An 18,236-nucleotide genomic window follows, 5' to 3' on the forward strand; every position below is an offset into this window, starting at 1 on the left:
TGCGAAGCAGCCCCACCCACAAGAGCTTCGCCGCTATCAGCAACCTTTCCAACAACAAAAAAAGAGGTCATCACGATGGGTATCTACGACTATAAAAACCTCGGCACCACCGAGTCCAAGGCGCTGGTCAGCGATGCAATGGCGATCATGCTGTATTCCTACCACAATCTGGACCACGGCTTTGCCGCCGGCTACCAGCAGAACGGCTTCGGTGCGGGGCTGCCCGCCACGCTGGTGACGGCGCTGCTGGGCAGCACCGATTCGCAAGGGGTGATCCCCGGCGTGCCGTGGAATCCCGACTCGGAACAGCTCGCCCTGGAGGCGGTGCAAGAGGCCGGCTGGACCCCGATCAGCGCATCGCAACTGGGCTACACCGGCAAGGTGGATGACCGGGGAACGTTTTTTGGTGAGAAGGCCGGCTACACCACCGCGCAGGTGGAAATTCTCGGCAAGTACGACGGCGATGGGCAACTGACACAAATCGGAGTGTCGTTTCGTGGCACCAGCGGCCCACGGGAGACTCTGATCAGCGACTCCATTGGCGACGTCATCAGCGATCTGATGGCGGCTTTCGGCCCCCAGGACTACGCGAAAAACTACGTCGGCCAAGCATTCGGCAACTTGCTCGGGGACGTCGCGGCGTTTGCCCAGTCCCACGGCTTGACGGGCCAGGACGTGCTGGTCAGTGGCCACAGCCTCGGTGGGCTGGCGGTCAACAGCCTGGCGGACTTGAGCAGCAGCCAATGGTCGGGGTTCTACAGCAGCGCCAATTACATCGCTTACGCCTCACCCACCCAAAGCAGCACCGACAAGGTACTGAACATCGGTTATGAAAATGACCCGGTGTTCCGGGCACTGGACGGCTCCACGTTCACCCCCGCATCGGTGGGCGTACATGATGCTCCGCAGGCGTCAGCCACCAACAACATCGTCAGCTTCAACGACCACTATGCCTCGGCGGCCTGGAACGTGTTGCCGTTTTCCATCCTCAACATCCCCACCTGGATATCCCACCTGCCCACCGGTTACGGCGATGGCATGGGCCGGATCCTCGATTCGGCGTTCTACGACCTCTCCGAGAAAGACTCCACGATCATCGTCGCCAACCTGTCGGATCCCGCACGCTGCAATACGTGGGTCCAGGACCTCAATCGCAACGCCGAAACCCACACCGGCAGCACGTTTATCATCGGCACTGACCGTGATGATCTGATCCAGGGCGGACAGGGCAATGACTATCTGGAGGGCCGCGCCGGCAATGACACCTTTCGCGACGCTGGTGGGTACAACGTGATACTGGGCGGGCAGGGCAGCAATACCCTGCAACTGCAGGCCTCGGTGAAGGATGCAAGCTTCGTCCAGGACGGCGCCGGGACCTTGTACGTGCGCGATGCCCAGGGTGCAATCAGCGTGACCCGCGACATCGATACGCTCGTCAGCAAAGAACCCGGTTTGTTCTGGGGGCTGGTCAAGGACGAGGTGAGCCACAGTGTCACGGCCAACGGCCTGGTGGCGGGCGGCAAGCTCACGGCGTATGCATCGTCGACCACCGGCACCTCGGCTGACGATACCTTGACCGCGCGATCATCGGGGGACTGGCTGTTCGGGCATGACGGCAACGATGTGCTACTGGGCGGTACGGGTAACGACACCTTTGTCGGCGGCTTGGGCAATGACCGGCTGCAATCGGGCGGTGGCGCTGACACATTCCTTTTCAATGGCGCGTTCGGCCACGATCTGATCAGTGGGTATGATGCCGGCGACAAACTGGTGTTCCTGGGCGTGCAGGGCGCCGGGGCAGGTTACGACTACCGCCAGCACCTGTCTCAGGTCGGCGGTGACACGCTGCTAGAGGTTGGTGACAGTTCGGTGACCCTGGTGGGGGTCAACCCCGGCCAGGTGGGAGGCGACATTGTATTTGCCTGATTCAGGATCGTTTTGAGTAGCCTGTGGCGAGGGGATTTCCCTCGCCACAGTAATTGATTTGAGGAGAAGTGAAGCAGTGAGCAGCAAGAAAAGCCCCATCATCGGCCTGATGGGGGCCTTGGCCTCGGCTGGCGCCTTGGCCGAATTGCCGGATCAATCGATTCTGACCCGCTATGGCATCACGCCCGAGCAATTGCCCGCCGCCGAACGAGGCAAACCGTTCGATGCGCCTTCGTACCTGCCTCGCTTTGAGATACAGACGCCCAAGTCATGGGTCTCTGTAGGCGTTGATGAAGCGAAGAGACCCGACATGACCGGGAATATCAGCATTGATCGTTCCACTCAACTGGAATACGAGCACTGCCTGCGAATGCAGGAACGGTCGTTGCGACGAAAAGGCGGGAAGATCAGTTGCGACGAGGGCGGCTTGGCGCTGGAGATGAGCCTGGATCCTATCCGCTGATTTCAAACAGGCCCTCTGCGGACAGAGGGCTGGAATAAACTCAGTCTTCCTTACGCACCGTCGCCACTTCATCGGCGCGGACCCGCACTTTTCTGCCGGAAATGTCTTCGAACTCATAGAAGCCGTCAGCGGTACGGGTGTTGGGGGCATCCTTGGTCAAATACTGGGTACCGTTCTGCAAGGTCACCACAGTTGGTGATGAGCAGCCGGCCAGAGCCAGTAACGCAGCGGCGACCAGGGGCAGACCCAGAATCCTGATGTTCATATCCGTAACCTCTCAATCAAAAAGGCGCAGTTCAGTTGATTAGACCGTGCCATCACTGTAGTTAACCGCCATTGGTCTCGCTTGCCGTAGGAAAGTTCATCGCCAGTGCTGGATTTTCCTCCTGAATGCGGGCGACCGCTCATCTTTTGCAGTTGCCTGCGCCCGCCGTAGCTGATATCTGTGCGCATAACCAGTACTCCGGCAGGCAACGGCACCTCTTTCCGTGACAAATAACCCTCTCGATGATCCCTTCTACTATCTGAACAACTTTGAGCAAGTGCTCGCCTGGTTGGCAGCGCGCTATGCCGATGTGCTCAGCGTCGAGGAGCAACGCTTCATCGACGATTTCGCCAGCTTGCCCCGTGCATCCCAGGGGTTGTTGGTGCGCATGGTGATGCGCAAGGGGCGGCATTTTCGCCATAGCAAGCTGCTGTACCCTGAGATTGGTGATATTGGCAGCGCGGTCGAACCTTTGTTGGCGCTGGGCTGGGTCGAGGATCAGGCGCCTCTCGGGCTTGTCGAGCTGTTTGAGGTGTTGCGCAAACAGGAAATCATCCTGTGCCTGGGTCACCTGATCGAACACCCCAAGGCGAAAAAGGGCCAGTGGCTCGAATCCTTGCAGGGCCATTTCGATCAACCACAGCCTTTTTGCACCTGGTGCCCGCTGCTGGAAGAGCGACTTTTCAGCCTGACGATCATGAACCTCTGCGACCGCCTGCGGTTGCTGTTTTTTGGCAATCTTTATCAGGACTGGTCGGAGTTCGTGCTGGCGGACCTGGGCATCTTCACCTATGAAACCGTTGAATTCAGTGTCCAGTCCCGTGGCCTGCGCAGCCGTCAGGATGTCGATGCCTGCCTCTTCCTCCACGAATGTCAGCAGCGTTTCGAAGCCGGCGAGCCTCTTGAAGAGATCGTTGCCCAAATCCATGCCTTGAGCCTGGACAACACCTGGCTGGAGCGACGCCGGGGCAAGCTGCTGTTTCAGATCGGCCAGCACGCGGAGCGCAGCGGCGACTTCACCTTGGCCTTGCGCATTTATCAGGATTGCAGCTACCCCGGCGCACGGCTGCGGATGATCCGGGTGATGGAACGCATCGGTGAGTACGCCCTGGCCCTGGAATGGGCGCAGGCGGCGGCACAAAAGCCGCAAAGCGCCGCCGAAACCCAGGCCCTGCTCAGGATCCTGCCCCGGCTGCGGCGCAAGCTGGGCGGCCCTCCGGTGCCGCGCACCATGGCGCGCAAGGTCGAGCGGTTGGACCTGCACCTGCCGCGTGTCGATCCGGCCTTGTCGGTGGAGTATCACGTTCAGGCCCATCTGCACGATGAAACCGCGCCGGTGCATTACGTGGAGAACAGCCTGATCAACTCGCTGTTTGGCCTGCTGTGCTGGCCGGTGATATTTGCGCCGTTGCCGGGAGCGTTTTTCCACCCATTTCAGCGCGGGCCGGTGGACCTGCTCAACGAGGACTTTCACGAGCGACGCGCCGAGCTGTTCGCGGCCTGTTTCGCGCAGCTCGACGATGGACGCTACCGGGACACCATTGTCCGTCGTTACACAGAAAAGTGGGGCGTGCAGTCGCCTTTCGTGTTCTGGGGCGCGCTGTCCGAAGAGTTGCTCCATCAAGCCCTCGACTGCCTGCCTGCTGAACACCTCAAGCACTGGTTCAGCCGCCTGCTGCTGGATATCAAGGCCAACCGCGCCGGCATGCCGGACCTGATCCAGTTCTGGCCGCAGCACAAGACCTACCGCATGATCGAAGTCAAAGGCCCCGGCGACCGCCTGCAAGACAATCAACTGCGCTGGCTGGAGTTCTGTCATGAACACCAGATGCCCGTTGCCGTCTGCTATGTGCAGTGGGCGGAGCAGGGCGCATGACCCAGGCGCCGGGCTACAGCATCGCCGTTCGGGCACTGTGCGAGTTCACCGCCAAGACCGGCGACCTGGACCTGCGCTTCACGCCGTCGCCCACGGCCATGGAGGGGATCGTCGGCCACCGTACCGTGGCCTCGCGGCGTAGCGAGGGTTACCAGGCCGAAGTGAGCCTGGAGGGCCGCTACCAGACGCTACAGATCAAAGGCCGGGCAGATGGCTACGACCCGGCCTGCAATCGCATCGAAGAAGTGAAGACCTACCGGGGCGACCTGGACAAGCAACCGGCCAATCATCGCCAGCTGCATTGGGCCCAGGCAAAAATCTACGGTTGGCTGATGTGCCAGAAGTTGCAATTGCCACGGATCGACGTGGCGCTGGTCTACTTCGACATCGTCAGCGAAAAGGAAACCTGCCTGACGCAAAGCGTTGAAGCGGTGGAGCTTGAGGCTTTCTTTGAGGCGCAGTGTGCGCTGTTCCTCGCCTGGGCCGAACAGGAGATGGCTCACCGACAGGCGCGCAACCTCGGTGCTCAGACGCTGGCGTTTCCTCACGCCGGCTTCAGGACCGGGCAACGACACCTGGCTGAGTCGGTTTTCAAGGCCATCAGCACCGGCCGCTGCCTGATGGCCCAGGCGCCCACCGGCATTGGCAAAACCGTGGGCACCTTGTTTCCGATGCTCAAGGCATTGGCGCCACAGCGACTGGACAAGGTGTTCTTCCTCACGGCCAAGACCCCAGGACGCAAACTGGCGCTGGATGCGGCCCGAGTGATTACCCAAAGCGCACCGTCGATGCCGTTGCGGGTGCTGGAGATGATCGCTCGGGACAAAGCCTGCGAGCACCCGGACAAGGCCTGCCATGGTGAAGCCTGCCCGTTGGCCCGCGGGTTCTATGATCGACTGCCGCACGCCCGTGCGGCGGCGAGCCAGGTCACGCTGCTCGATCAGGCGGCGTTGCGCGATATTGCTCTGGCCCATGATATCTGCCCGTACTACCTGAGCCAGGAAATGGCCCGCTGGGCAGACGTGGTGGTCGCCGACTACAACTATTACTTTGACTTCAGCGCCTTGCTCTTTGGTCTGGCCCAGGCCAATGGCTGGACCGTCGCGACCCTGGTGGACGAAGCCCACAATCTGGTGGAGCGGGGACGGCAGATGTACAGCGCGACCCTCGATCAGTCCGTCTTGGCAGCAGTGCGCAAAACCGCGCCCGAGACGTTGAAGAAAGCCCTGCAGCGAGTCAATCGCCAGTGGAACGCGCTGCATGAGCCCCAGGTTGCGGTCTATCAGGCGTATGAAAAACCACCGGAGAAACTGCTCCAGGCGCTGTCGCTGTGCACCACGGCTATCAGCGATTACCTCAATGACCATCCTCAGGGCCTGGATAGCGGTTTACAGGCGTTTTACTTCGATGCTTTGCAGTTTGCCCGGGTGGCGGAGTCCTTTGATGAGCACTTTCTGTTCGACATACACAAGCGTGAATATGGCCGTCAGCGAAGCGCATCGACCCTGTGCCTGCGTAATGTAGTGCCGGCCGCTTTCCTGCGACCCAGGCTGACGGCGGCCCGCAGCAGCGTGATGTTTTCCGCCACCCTGAGCCCCCGGCATTATTATGCTGACCTGTTGGGCGTCCCGGCGGACACTGTGTGGATCGACGTGGAGTCGCCATTCCAGGCGCAACAGCTTGATGTACAGGTTGTCAGCCGGATCTCGACCCGGTTTGCCCATCGCCAGGCGTCCCTGGAACCTATCGTCGCGTTGATGGCCCGCCAGTTCAGCGAGCGCCCGGGCAATTACCTGGCCTTCTTCAGCAGTTTTGATTACTTGCAGCAAGTGGCCGGACTGTTTGCCGAGCGGCATCCGCAGATTGCCACCTGGTCGCAATCACGCGGCATGGGCGAAGCCCCCCGGCAGGCGTTCCTTGAACGATTCATGGAACACAGCCAGGGGATTGGGTTTGCGGTGTTGGGCGGTGCGTTCGGGGAGGGCATCGATTTACCGGGCTCCCGCCTGATCGGTGCGTTTATCGCGACCCTGGGGATGGCGCAGTTCAACCCGGTCAACGAGCAGATGAAGCTGCGCATGGCGGCTATTTTCGGCGATGGCTACGATTACACTTACCTGTATCCCGGCCTGCAAAAAGTGGTGCAGGCTGCGGGTCGTGTCATTCGTACGCAGCAGGATCGTGGGGTGGTGATGTTGATCGACGATCGCTTCGGTGAGCCGAGAGTGCAGCACTTGTTGCCGCGCTGGTGGTCAGTTAGTCAAGAGCAGCACAACTGCTGTGGGAGTGAGCGTGCTCCCACAGGGGATCTGTGGTAAATCCCATATCGCGACCAAGCTGCTGATTCCCACGGATCTAATCACTATTTCCGATGCCACACTTGCTCCATACTTCGCAAAAAATTCTTCTGGATGCCTTGGCCAAAAAATGCTCGAAGACGCCCCCAAGACCGCACTCATCAACCAGGAACAGCGTTTTCGCCTGCTCATCGACGCCGTGGTCGACTACGCCATCTACATGACCGACCCCTCGGGCATCATCACCAGTTGGAACTCCGGCGCCCGGCGTTTCAAGGGCTACGAGGAATCCGAGATCCTCGGCCAACACTTTTCACGGTTCTACACCGACCAGGATCGCGCAGACGGTCTTCCGCAACGGGCGCTGGACACGGCCTTACGCGAGGGCCGTTTCGAAGGTGAAGGCTGGCGGGTGCGCAAGGACGGAACGTTGTTCTGGTCCCATGTCGTCATTGACCCGATCATCGATAGCCAGAGCGGCGACTTGCTGGGTTTTGCCAAGATCACCCGCGACCTGACCGATCGCAAGATGGCCGAGGAAACCCTCAAGCAAAGCGAACAGCAGTTTCGCCTGCTGGTGCAAAGTGTCACCGACTACGCCATCTATATGCTCGACCCCGACGGCCAGGTGACCAACTGGAACCTGGGTGCGCAACGGATCAAGGGTTATCTTCCGGCGGAAGCCATCGGCCGGCATTTTTCGATGTTCTATACCCCTGAGGACCGCCAGGCCGGTGAGCCACAACGAGCTTTGAGCATCGCCGCCAATGAAGGGCGCTTCGAAAAAAGGGGCTGGCGGTTACGCAAGGATGGCACGCGGTTCATGGCGCATGTGGTCATTGATGCGATCCGCAGCGACACGGGGACACTGCTGGGTTTTGCCAAGATCACCCGCGACATCACCGATGCCACGCGAGCGCAGCAAGCCTTGGAGCAGGCACGCGAAGCGCTGTTCCAGTCCCAGAAACTGCAAGCCATCGGCCAGCTCACCGGTGGCATCGCCCATGACTTCAATAACCTGCTGACGGTGATCCTCGGCAACCTGGAAATTGTGCGCAAACGCATGCCCAGCGACCCCAAGCTCATGCAATTGCTGGATAACGCCAGCCAGGGCGCGCTTCGCGGTGTTTCGCTGACGCAACGCATGCTGGCATTTGCCCGCAGACAGAAACTGTCCTCCGAATCGGTGGAACTGTCGGCGCTGGTGCAGGGCATCAGTGGTTTGCTGCAAAGCTCCATCGGCCCTTCGATACACATCCAGACCGACTTTGCCCAAGCGCTTTCGCCGGTGCTGGCCGATGTCAACCAACTGGAACTCGCCATCCTGAATCTGGCGACGAACGCTCGGGATGCCATGCCACATGGTGGGCGGATACTGATCACCGCCCGGGAACGCTCAGGCACCGAGGCCGGAAAGGACACGCCGATGGCACCAGGGCAATACATTTGCCTGTCCATCACCGACGAGGGCGAAGGCATGGACGAGGCCACGCTGGCTTCGGCCGTGGACCCGTTCTTCACCACCAAGGGCGTCGGCAAGGGCACGGGCCTGGGCTTGTCCATGGTGCACGGCCTGGCCGAGCAATTGGGTGGCCGCCTGATGCTCAAGAGCCGCAAAGGTGAAGGCACTACCGCTGAGCTGTGGTTGCCAATAGCTGACAGTTCAGCGCCAGACAAGGCGCCGCCCCAGGCCACGACCACACAGCCGGTGAACGAGCTACGGGTGTTGGTTGTGGACGATGACAGCCTGGTGCTGACCAGCACCCGGCTGCTGATCGAAGACCTGGGCCACCGCGTGCTTTGCGCCCCATCAGCGGCTCAGGCGCTGCAGATGTTCGAGCTCAACCCGGACATCGATCTGGTGATCACCGACATGGCCATGCCGCAGATGGATGGTGCGCAATTGGCGAAACTGTTGCGTGACCGGCACCCGACCCTGCCCATCATCCTGGCCACCGGTTATGCCGAGCGCCTGGAAGGGTTCGCCACGCAATTGCCGCGGCTGACCAAACCGTTCAAGCAGATCGACCTGGTGCGGATCATTGGGCAGGCGATGAAGTAGCCTCAGGCATGCACCTGCCACAGGTTCATTCGGTATTTTTCTTGAACCCGCGCAGATTCATCGCACACAGGCAGAATTGCAGCACGATCAGCGCATAGGCGTCGGTATGCAGCCCCCAGACGACCCACAGGATATTGCTCGCGATAAAGCAACTGAACCCGGCCACCCGCCGTCGGGGCTGACGTGAGCCGATCAGCCAGGCGGCCAGAACCGTGACCACCATCGCCGGCCATTGCACCCATCCAAGATAATCCACCGGTTTCTCCTCAGGTTTTTGATGATTTAGAGACCTTGCCCCTTGGTGAGTGTTTCGTTGGACCGTGGCCGCACCTCTGGTCTGTTGGTTGGAACTTGCCTGTGCGGCCTTTCTTCTAAGGAGTCCCAAGCCCTGACTCGAGGCGCAGCCTGCGCAATGCCCAGAATACTCACCCGTCAGCCCCAGGATGAAGAACTGACGGAACACAATGCCAAGCTGTTCGGCTCGCCCAAGGACCGCCTGGATTTCTATCGCCGGGAGATCCAGTACGAAACCAGCATCCTGGCCAATCGAACCGATGCGTACCTGGCCGCCCAGTCCTTCCTGGTGATCGCCTTTGCTTCATGCATGGCCAACCTGAACCCGGAGTGGGGCAAGTTGTTCACGTTGATCGTGCCGCCATTCCTGGCGCTGCTGGGCTTCTTGAGCTCGCTCAACGCCTGGCCGGGGATTCGCGCGGCTTACGAGATCATCGATCATTGGCATTTCAAGCAAAGCGAGTTGTTGCGCGCAGAGCCGTTGATGGGCCTGGCCTACGATGAATCCCCGCTGTTCAGCGAACAGGAATCAACCCACAAGGGTTATCGCAAGTCGTTGCTGTTTTCGCTGCGTACCCCATGGATCTTTGCCACGTTCTGGGTGTTGCTGGGGGTGTACTCGATCTATATCCAAGTGAGTGATCCAGGCGGCTGAAGGCTCAGTTCGATTTTTTGTGGCGCTCATACCAGGCCAGTATGGGTTGGGTGCTCAGGCCATGAACCAGAATGCTCAGGGCCACCACTGACAGCGTGATATCGATGCACAGCCGGACCAGCTCTGGCTGCAAATCATGGTTCACGGCATAGAACAGATAAAACAGACTGCCGATGCCGCGTATGCCGAACCAGCCGATCAGCAGCCGTTGCGGCCTGTCCAGCAGCCGGCCCCATGGCAACACCAACAAGCTCAACGGGCGAATCACGGCAAACAGCAGGCCGCCGATGACCAGCGCCCGCCAGTCCCAATGAGTGGCAAGCACCACGCCCAACAGCGTCACCAAAAACACTTCCATGGAACGCTCCACCAGACTGCCGAAGGCGAGCATGTCGCTCATCATGACCCCGGCGGCCACCTGACCCTCTTCCAGAGTCTCGGCGTCACCCCGGACCGCGTCCCGGGGGGTGACCGCTTCGTGCCCCACGACCGGTTGCACCAGGTGTTCGGCCGGAAGTGAGTGTTCATCCGTCGATTGCACCTCGGCCTGGCGCAGGCCCAGGCCGGCGGCGAACACCGAAAGAAAGCCATAACCCTGGAGGGCTTCGGCCACGACATAAGCCAGGGCAATCAGTGCCAGGGCCAGGTAATCGTTGGGCGAGAGCGTGCTGTCGGCGTTCTTGATGCGCATCGACAGGGTTAACCAGCCGATACCACGCCCCATCCAGTAACCGGTGAGCAAACCGACCGGCACCGCCCACAGCACATCCTGCAGCATCCAGTCGCCGAGAAAACCAAGGCCGTCCTCGCCCAGCAACAACAAACCCAGAATCACAAAGGGGAAGGCCGTGCCGTCGTTCAAACCGGCTTCCCCCGACAGGCCAAACCGCACCTGGTCGTCATCCCGGGCATCGTTGACCTGCACCAGCGCGGCAAGCACCGGGTCAGTCGGCGCCAGGATTGCCCCGATCAACACCGACACGCCCCAACCGAGGCCGAACAGGTAATGCAGTATCAGGCTCAGGCCCGCGATGGTCAGGATCATCACCGGCCCGGCCAGGGTATAAGCCACGCGCCAACTTCGGTCCCTGAGGGGCAAGCGTAACTTGAGGCCGCTGACGAACAACGAAAACACCACCGCGACTTCCGTGAGGTGTTCCATCCAGGCCGAGGAGTCGGCAATGTCCAGCCTCAACAGCTCCAGGCCCGCCGGCCCGATGGCGACGCCCAAACCCAGGCAGATTGCCGAGGTGGTCACCGGCATCCAGCGCAGGTAGGAGGACGTTAGGGCCAAGGTCAGCAATACGGCGCCGAGCACCGCTACCCATACCGTAAAAATCATTGCTGCTCCTTGGATAGCGGACAGGTCAAACAGGGGAGCCAATGTTCGGCTCCTGTCAGTGATTCGAGCGCCGCAGCGAAGCAGGGGTTCCCATCGAAGCGGTACGCTCCCGTTTGTCCGGCAGCATTTCACCCCAAGGGAATTTTTCGTCATTCCCGGCGCTCTGCAAAAGGAGAGACGTGTTGATTCAGCGTCCTGCCGAGAACCCAAGAGGCCCTTATGACTGCGCTGACACCCCTCCAATCCCGGCCTGCCACCGTGCATTCATTCATGGATGCCGGGAACGTGCGCCAATGCTATGAACGGCTGCTCCATGGCCCCGACGATGCTGACAAGCAGGCCGTCGCCCAGGCCTTCCTCCAGCAATGCCTAGGGCAGGCCTCGACGCTGCCCCTGGAAATGCCCGGCGACCCTGCGGCCCTGCAAGCCTGGGTCGAGCAACACAGCGCCGGTGTGGCCCGCCAGTACGCCGAGTATCTGGAGCGGCGCAAGAACGCCGGTCCGCGAGAGTTTTTCACTTGCAAGGCCCACGCCTTGTATTTCCTGCAGGCGGTTGCGCCGACCAAACGGGTGGATGGCGCGTGGTTGTATGGCGTGCTCAAGCATTGGCACGACCATCGTTTCGAAGGGCTGCTGTGCACCTATCTGGAAGAGCTGGGGGACGGCAATCCTTCGCAAAACCATGTGGTGATCTATCGCAAGCTGCTCGCCGAACACGACCTGTCGGACGCGCCCGACATTGAAGACGAGCGCTACCTGCAAGGTGCCGTGCAATTGGCCCTGGGCTATGCCGGCGATGAATACCTGCCTGAAGTGATCGGTTACAACCTGGGTTACGAACAATTGCCCTTGCACCTGTTGATCAGCGCTTATGAGCTGACTGAGCTGGACATCGACCCTTACTACTTCACTCTCCACGTCACGATCGACAACGCGAGCACCGGTCATGCCCGCAAGGCCATCCAGTCGCTGCTGCAACTGCTGCCGATGGAAGCGGATCGCGAAGCCTTCTGGCGCCGGGTCACCCTGGGTTATCGCCTCAATGACCTGGGCCAAGGTAGCCGAACCATCATCGAGTCATTCGACCTGTATCGCGAAGTGCTGGAGATGCTCGAACGCAAACGCCCGTTCGGCCAGCACATGCATTCCGATTACTGCAAGTTCGAAGGCAAGACCGTCAATCAATGGCTGGCAGCACCTGGACAGCTGGAGGGTTTCCTGACGGCGATGCAAAACAAGGGCTGGATAAAACGTCATGAAGATCCGCAGAACAGCCGGTTCTGGACCCTGATCGAAGGGGCGGGCGCGGCCATGTTCGGGGTGTTCAGCCCCTATGAAAAACAGTTGCTGCACGACTGGATCGCCGGTGACTGGCTGAAAGGGGGCGCCCGAAAGGCCCCACGCCGCACCCAATGCGCCGCGTGCGAACCACCGACGCCGACCGAGGATCCCGATGTACAGAGCCTGCAACAGACCCTGCGCGGCCAGGCGCCCGATGCGCAGATGCAGACCCTGATGCCGTGGCTTTCGGCACGCTGCCACAGCCATCCGGCCGGCCTGCTGGCGACTCGTCGTTTCATCGAACTCAAATCCGCGCTGCGCTAGGAGCCCGCATGAATCAGGAAGAACGCCTATCAGAAACCGACCTGGCGCTGTTGCAATTGGGCCGACGCCTGCAAGCCGACGGCTATCGCTTCATTACCCCGACACCTCTGACCCACGAACGCGTCAACCAACGGCCTGGTAATGAGCGCTCCAGGACCCTGAGGGATGTGTTCGGCTGGTCGCGCCCATTTGCCCCGGGGCTGATCAGCGCCGATGAGCAGCGTCAATTGCAGCAAGCCGAGGTGCTGGAGGAGCGCGACGGCCTGCTGCATAGCCGGGTGCGCTGGTCGAGCCTTGACGGCCTGTTGTTCGCTCATTCGCAATTTCCCACCCAAGCCAACGACGCGGTGTTTTTCGGTCCCGACAGCTATCGTTTCGCCCAGCTGATCCATACTTATCTGCAACAGAACTTCACGGCAATACATCGGGCCGTGGACATCGGCTGTGGCGCCGGTGTCGGGGCGCTGGTCATTGCTCGCGCCCGGCGCGAGGCACAGGTGCTGGCGGTGGACATCAATCCAATGGCCCTGCGCCTGAGCGCGGTCAACGCAGCGCTGGCCGAGGTGTCCAACATCGAGATCGCCCGCAGCGATGTGCTCCAGGATGTGGAGGGCGACTTCGACCTGATCGTCGCCAATCCGCCGTACATGGCCGACCCCAGTGAACGGGCCTACCGCCATGGCGGTGGCGCACTGGGCGCCGGGCTGTCGCTGCGCATCGTCGAACAGGCCCTGCCACGGCTGACGCCCGGTGGCTCGCTGGTGCTCTACACCGGTGTGGCGATGGTCGATGGTCGTGATCCGTTTCTCGAGGCGCTTGAGCCTTGGCGCGACTCGCCGGATTTCGGCTGGACCTACAAGGAATTGGACCCGGACGTGTTTGGTGAAGAACTGCTCACCCCGGGTTACCAGGATGTAGAAAGGATCGCCGTGGTGGCGTTGGTTGTAACCCGCATCGGCGCGGGTATCGGAGGGACTATCGATGAACAGGCGACTGAAGTTCGGCATTGAAGAGGAGTATTTCATCACCGATCTGCAAACCCGTTGCATGCCGGATCAACCCTCGACAGAGGTTGTCGCGGCGTGCCAGGCGCTACTGGGCAAGCATTTCGCCCATGAAATGTTCCAGTGTCAGATCGAGATGGCGTCGCCTATTTTTCGCAACCTGGCCGAGGCGGCCGATTATCTGTCCCGGGTGCGCACAGGCCTGACCCAGTGCCTGGCCGCCCATGGCCTGGGCCTGCTCAGCGCAGGATCTCATCCCATGGCGACCCAGGGTCTGCAGCCCACCGACGAACTGCACTTTCAGCAACTGTTCGACGATTACCAGCGGGTGGCCCGCCGTAGCGTGGTCTCGGGCCTGCATGTGCACGTAGAGGTGCCGGCCAATAAGGACCGTGTCCGGGTCATGAACGAGGTGCTGCCCTGGCTGCCGATGTTCCTGGCCCTGAGTGCTTCGTCGCCCTTCTGGAACGGCGCCTACAGCGGGTTCAGCAGCTACCGTCAGGTCGCTTGCGATGAATGGCCGCGCATGGGCGTGCCGGAGTTCTTCGAGGACGAATCGGCGTTTGCCGGCTACGTAGACATGCTCATGCGCACCGGATCCATTCGCCAGCCCAGCGATTGCTGGTGGGTGATGCGGCCTTCGTCGCGTTATCCCACGCTGGAGCTGCGAATCTGCGATGCCTGTCCGCGCGTTGAAGATGTCCTGTGCCTGGCCTCGCTGTTTCGCCTGATGGTGGCTCATGCCATTGCACAACCTGCACCCGGTGCGCACTTCAGCCTGACCTCCCACTGGATCCTCAAGGAGAATCGCTGGCGGGCCAAGCGTCATGGAACCCTGGCCGAGTTCATCCTAGAGGGGCAGGAGCAGCCGATGATGATCGGGGAGTGGATCACACTGGCGGAGCAAACCTTTGGCGAAACGGCCGCCGCGCTGGGCGTTGAGGATGTGTTCAAGCAGGCACGGCGTATCGTCCAGGAAGGCTCCAGTTCCGATCGGCAAATCGTGCTCTACGAACAAGGGCTGCTGCTGGGTGACTCCACCGAGCACGCCTTGAGCAGGGTGGTCGATCAATTGTTGGCCGAAACCGCTGGGATGCCCGTGGCCGACCCGTCGCTGTTGCAAGTGGCAGGTGGTCCATGAGCAGCAAGACCCTGGAGGATTACAACCGGATGCGTGACTTCGCCGCCACCCCGGAACCGGCGGCCAAGCGTTCACGTAAATCGGCGAAAACCGCTCATGCCTTGCAGTTCTGTATTCAAAAGCACGACGCCTCACGGCTGCATTATGATTTCCGGCTGGAGCTGGACGGTGCGCTCAAGAGCTGGGCGGTGCCCAAGGGGCCGTCCCTGGACCCCAAGGTCAAGCGCTTGGCGGTGCATGTTGAAGACCATCCGCTCGATTACGCGACCTTCGAAGGCAGCATCCCCGAAGGTCACTATGGCGCCGGCGACGTCATTGTCTGGGATCGGGGCGTGTGGATTCCCCAGGGCGATGCCCACGAGGCCTATGAAAAAGGCCGGCTCAAGTTCGAGTTGCAAGGGGAAAAACTCAGCGGCCTGTGGAACCTGGTGCGCACCCACATGCCCGGCAAGCAGGAGCAGTGGTTCCTGATCAAGCACCAGGACGCAGCGGCACGCCCCGAAAGTGAGTACGACGTGGTCCAGGCCGAGCCGGACAGCGTGCTCAGCGAGCGTACCCTTGTACCCAAGCGCCGTGGCAAGTCTGCCGTCCAGGTCAAGGCAGTGCAGCAACCGAAAAAAGCCACCACGGCAAAACCGTCCAGGAAAACCTCGACCACCACCCTCAGCGGCGCGGTGGCCGGGCCAATGCCCAAGTCACTCAAACCGCAACTGGCTACGTTAGTAGAACGCGCGCCTGACGGCGAATGGCTCTATGAAATCAAGTTTGACGGCTACCGCGTCATGGCCCGCATTGAAAACGACGACGTCAGGCTGATCACCCGCAACGGCCATGACTGGACCCACAAGCTACCCAAACAGGCCGAGGCCCTGGCCGGATTGGGGCTGGAATCAGCCTGGCTGGACGGCGAAATGGTGGTGGCCAACGACCAAGGCGTACCGGACTTCCAGGCCCTGCAAAACGCTTTCGACGCCGGCAGCAGCAACAAGATTGCCTACTACCTGTTCGATCTGCCTTACCTCAATGGCATGGATCTGCGCGAGGTGCCCGTGCAAGAGCGGCGGGCCGCGTTGGCGGCGGTGCTTGCGAGCAACAAGAATCCGCTATTGCGGTTCTCCGATGCCTTCGAAGAAACCCCTGAAGCCTTGCTCAACAGTGCTTGCCAAATGCAGATGGAAGGATTGATCGGCAAACGCATGGGCAGTGCCTACGTTTCCCGGCGCAGCAACGATTGGATCAAGCTCAAGTGCAAGAATCGCCAGGAGTTCGTCGTCGTCGGTTTCAGTGAGCCCAAGGGCGCCCGCAATAGCTTCGGCGCCTTGCTGCTGGGGCTGCACGATGCCGACAGCGGGCAACTGCGCTATGCCGGCAAGGTCGGCACAGGGTTCAATGAGCAAACGCTCAACAGCATTCACCAGCAATTGTTGCCCCTGGAAAGAACAAAGGCTGCGGTGGTCAACCCACCCACCGGATATGACGCCAAAGGCGTGCATTGGCTGGAGCCGACGCTGCTGGCTGAGGTGGCGTTTGCCGAGATGACCAAGGAAGGCTCGGTCCGCCATGCCGTGTTTCATGGTTTGCGCAACGATAAACCGGCGAAGGCGATCACCCAGGAGCTGGCCAAACCCGTGAAAAAGACCGCGAAAAAGGCGCCGGCCATGGACGGCAAGGTGCGTATTACCCACCCGGAACGGGTCATCGACGCCAGCAGCGGCACGACCAAGCTGCAACTGGCCGAGTACTACGCCAGCGTCGCCGAATTCATCCTGCCGGAATTGGCCGATCGCCCCGTGGCACTGGTCAGGGCGCCGGATGGCATTGCCGGTGAGTTGTTTTTCCAGAAAAACGCCGAGCGCCTGGCGATTCCTGGCTTCACCAGCCTCGACAAATCATTGACCGGGCAGCCGGTGATGATCATCAACAATGCCGAAGCGTTGATCGGCGCGGTGCAAATGAGCACGGTGGAGTTGCACACTTGGAATGCCACTTCGGTGAACCTGGACAAGCCTGATCGCTTTGTGCTCGATCTTGACCCGGATCCGGCCCTGCCTTGGAAAAGCATGGTGGAAGCGACGCACCTGACCTTGTCGGTACTCGATGAACTAGGGCTCAAGGCGTTTCTCAAGACCAGCGGCGGCAAGGGGATCCACATTGTCGTGCCCTTGACCCGCAAATTGGGTTGGGACGAGGTCAAGGGCTTCAGTCATGCGATTGTCAGCCACATGGCCAAGCTATTGCCGGATCGCTTCTCGGCGGTCTCAGGGCCAAAGAACCGGGTAGGGCGGATCTTCATCGATTATCTGCGTAACGGTCTGGGCGCCACCACCATCTGCGCCTATGCCGCGCGAACCCGTGAAGGGTTGCCGGTGTCGGTGCCGATCTTTCGCGAGGAAGTCGCCGAACTCAAGGGCGCGAATCTGTGGAACGTGCACAACGTCCATGAGCGTTTGGCACAAGTGGGTCACGAGCCGTGGGCGGGCCTGAAGAAGACCCGCCAAAGCATCACCGCCGACATGCGCCGACGCATTGGTATGAAAAAGACCGAGAAGTAATCTTGTTCGGTGCCTCCCGACTGTCAACTCACCGGAACGCGCAGGTATTCCGGCTGCAAGACGTTGAACCACAGCAGGATCATTTCCACCAGGATGGTCACCAGCACCAACAGCCCTACGCCCCATACGCTGGCCGAGTACAACAGACCTTGTTCCTTCTTGATGTTCATGAACTTGGGCAGGCCAACAAACAGCAAAAAGGTCGAGTAGGCCGACGCCATTGCCAGCGCGATCACCGCCAGCCAGCGATTGGGGTAGAGCCCGAAGATCCCGGCCAGGAAGTAGGGCGTGGCGGTGTAGGCGGCAAAACCAATGCACTGGTTGACCGTAGGGCGGGCATCGAAGGTGCGCGACATCCAGCGGATGAACAGCCCCATGAGCATCACGCCGGCCACGATGGTCAGGTACAGCAGCACACTCAGTTGAAGGGCGCTGGCCGTGCTGAGCCGTACCGTTTCGTTTTCAGCCAGGCTCCAGCCGGTCCAGGTGGTCCCAATGAACAGGCACACCACGGGAATCAGGGCGAGCAACAACAGGTGAGCCAGATAGTGGCGCGGGTGAGCTTGTTCCTGCTCGCGGATGTCTTTCCAGGCAAACTCGGGGTGGGTGAACAGTTTGACGAAAGGGGCAGACATGACGACCTCCTGATCAGTACAGCCTCTGGTGAGGCCCATACGGATTTGAGGTTCAGGATCGGCCCGGGGTTCATTTATTTGGAGTGCCCGCGGGGCGTGATCCGAGGGAATGAATCAAT

Annotated in this window: 14 protein-coding genes; 10 read left to right on the forward strand and 4 right to left on the reverse strand. The window is 60.7% G+C overall.

What is annotated here, in order from left to right:
- Nucleotides 1-75 precede the first annotated feature (75 nt).
- Together BM132_RS04275 and BM132_RS04280 are read left to right on the forward strand one after the other, a co-directional pair.
- Nucleotides 76-1,926, forward strand: a complete 1,851-nt coding sequence (locus tag BM132_RS04275; protein ID WP_092453504.1) for a polyurethane esterase — start codon at nt 76-78, stop codon at nt 1,924-1,926.
- A gap of 76 nt (nt 1,927-2,002) precedes the next feature.
- Entirely contained in the window at nt 2,003-2,389 is a 387-nt protein-coding gene (locus BM132_RS04280) for a hypothetical protein (protein WP_256244123.1), read from the forward strand.
- Between the two features lie 40 nt (nt 2,390-2,429).
- On the opposite strand, the gene BM132_RS04285 is transcribed toward BM132_RS04280, so the two are convergent.
- Nucleotides 2,430-2,654 carry a YgdI/YgdR family lipoprotein gene (locus BM132_RS04285; protein WP_092398217.1) on the reverse strand — a complete coding sequence of 75 codons (225 nt, stop codon included), beginning with the start codon at nt 2,652-2,654 and terminating at the stop codon, nt 2,430-2,432.
- A 223-nt stretch (nt 2,655-2,877) separates the two neighbouring features.
- On the opposite strand from BM132_RS04285, the gene BM132_RS04290 reads away from it, so the two are divergent.
- The 3 genes from BM132_RS04290 to BM132_RS04300 all read left to right on the forward strand — a co-directional run bounded on the left by BM132_RS04290 (nt 2,878) and on the right by BM132_RS04300 (nt 8,889).
- Complete coding sequence (locus BM132_RS04290; RefSeq protein ID WP_092453506.1) at nt 2,878-4,530, forward strand: VRR-NUC domain-containing protein; 1,653 nt, start codon at nt 2,878-2,880, stop codon at nt 4,528-4,530.
- Nucleotides 4,527-6,848 carry an ATP-dependent DNA helicase gene (locus BM132_RS04295; protein WP_092453508.1) on the forward strand — a complete coding sequence of 774 codons (2,322 nt, stop codon included), beginning with the start codon at nt 4,527-4,529 and terminating at the stop codon, nt 6,846-6,848. The genes BM132_RS04290 and BM132_RS04295 overlap by 4 nt, the downstream gene beginning before the upstream one ends.
- A 109-nt stretch (nt 6,849-6,957) precedes the next feature.
- Nucleotides 6,958-8,889 carry a hybrid sensor histidine kinase/response regulator gene (locus BM132_RS04300; RefSeq protein ID WP_092453510.1) on the forward strand — a complete coding sequence of 644 codons (1,932 nt, stop codon included), beginning with the start codon at nt 6,958-6,960 and terminating at the stop codon, nt 8,887-8,889.
- A gap of 25 nt (nt 8,890-8,914) precedes the next feature.
- Here the strand turns inward: BM132_RS04300 and BM132_RS04305 are convergent, their stop codons facing one another.
- On the reverse strand, nt 8,915-9,145 hold the full coding sequence (locus BM132_RS04305) for a hypothetical protein (protein WP_092453513.1): 231 nt from the start codon (nt 9,143-9,145) through the stop codon (nt 8,915-8,917).
- Nucleotides 9,146-9,301: 156 nt separating this feature from the next.
- Here BM132_RS04305 and BM132_RS04310 point away from each other — a divergent pair, with 156 nt between their 5' ends.
- On the forward strand, nt 9,302-9,838 hold the full coding sequence (locus BM132_RS04310; protein ID WP_092453516.1) for a hypothetical protein: 537 nt from the start codon (nt 9,302-9,304) through the stop codon (nt 9,836-9,838).
- 4 nt (nt 9,839-9,842) lie between these two features.
- On the opposite strand, the gene BM132_RS04315 is transcribed toward BM132_RS04310, so the two are convergent.
- Nucleotides 9,843-11,180, reverse strand: a complete 1,338-nt coding sequence (locus tag BM132_RS04315; RefSeq protein WP_092453519.1) for a cation:proton antiporter — start codon at nt 11,178-11,180, stop codon at nt 9,843-9,845.
- A 219-nt stretch (nt 11,181-11,399) separates the two neighbouring features.
- On the opposite strand from BM132_RS04315, the gene BM132_RS04320 reads away from it, so the two are divergent.
- The 4 genes from BM132_RS04320 to ligD are packed head-to-tail and all read left to right on the forward strand — an operon-like array spanning nt 11,400 to nt 17,482.
- A complete protein-coding gene (locus BM132_RS04320) occupies nt 11,400-12,785 on the forward strand; it encodes an iron-containing redox enzyme family protein (RefSeq protein WP_092453521.1) in 1,386 nt (461 codons plus the stop codon).
- A gap of 8 nt (nt 12,786-12,793) precedes the next feature.
- Entirely contained in the window at nt 12,794-13,795 is a 1,002-nt protein-coding gene (locus BM132_RS04325; RefSeq protein ID WP_092453523.1) for a methyltransferase, read from the forward strand.
- Nucleotides 13,767-14,930 (forward strand): carboxylate-amine ligase, encoded by a 1,164-nt coding sequence (locus BM132_RS04330; RefSeq protein WP_092398234.1) that lies wholly within the window; start codon nt 13,767-13,769, stop codon nt 14,928-14,930. Before BM132_RS04325 ends, BM132_RS04330 begins: the two co-directional genes overlap by 29 nt.
- Complete coding sequence (gene ligD, locus BM132_RS04335) at nt 14,927-17,482, forward strand: DNA ligase D (RefSeq protein ID WP_092453525.1); 2,556 nt, start codon at nt 14,927-14,929, stop codon at nt 17,480-17,482. The genes BM132_RS04330 and ligD overlap by 4 nt, the downstream gene beginning before the upstream one ends.
- A 23-nt stretch (nt 17,483-17,505) precedes the next feature.
- Here ligD and BM132_RS04340 read toward each other — a convergent pair whose 3' ends face one another.
- Entirely contained in the window at nt 17,506-18,117 is a 612-nt protein-coding gene (locus BM132_RS04340; protein ID WP_092398238.1) for a Yip1 family protein, read from the reverse strand.
- Nucleotides 18,118-18,236: the final 119 nt, after the last annotated feature.

The organism is Pseudomonas sp. NFACC45 (assembly GCF_900113505.1).
Classification (GTDB): domain Bacteria; phylum Pseudomonadota; class Gammaproteobacteria; order Pseudomonadales; family Pseudomonadaceae; genus Aquipseudomonas; species Aquipseudomonas tehranensis.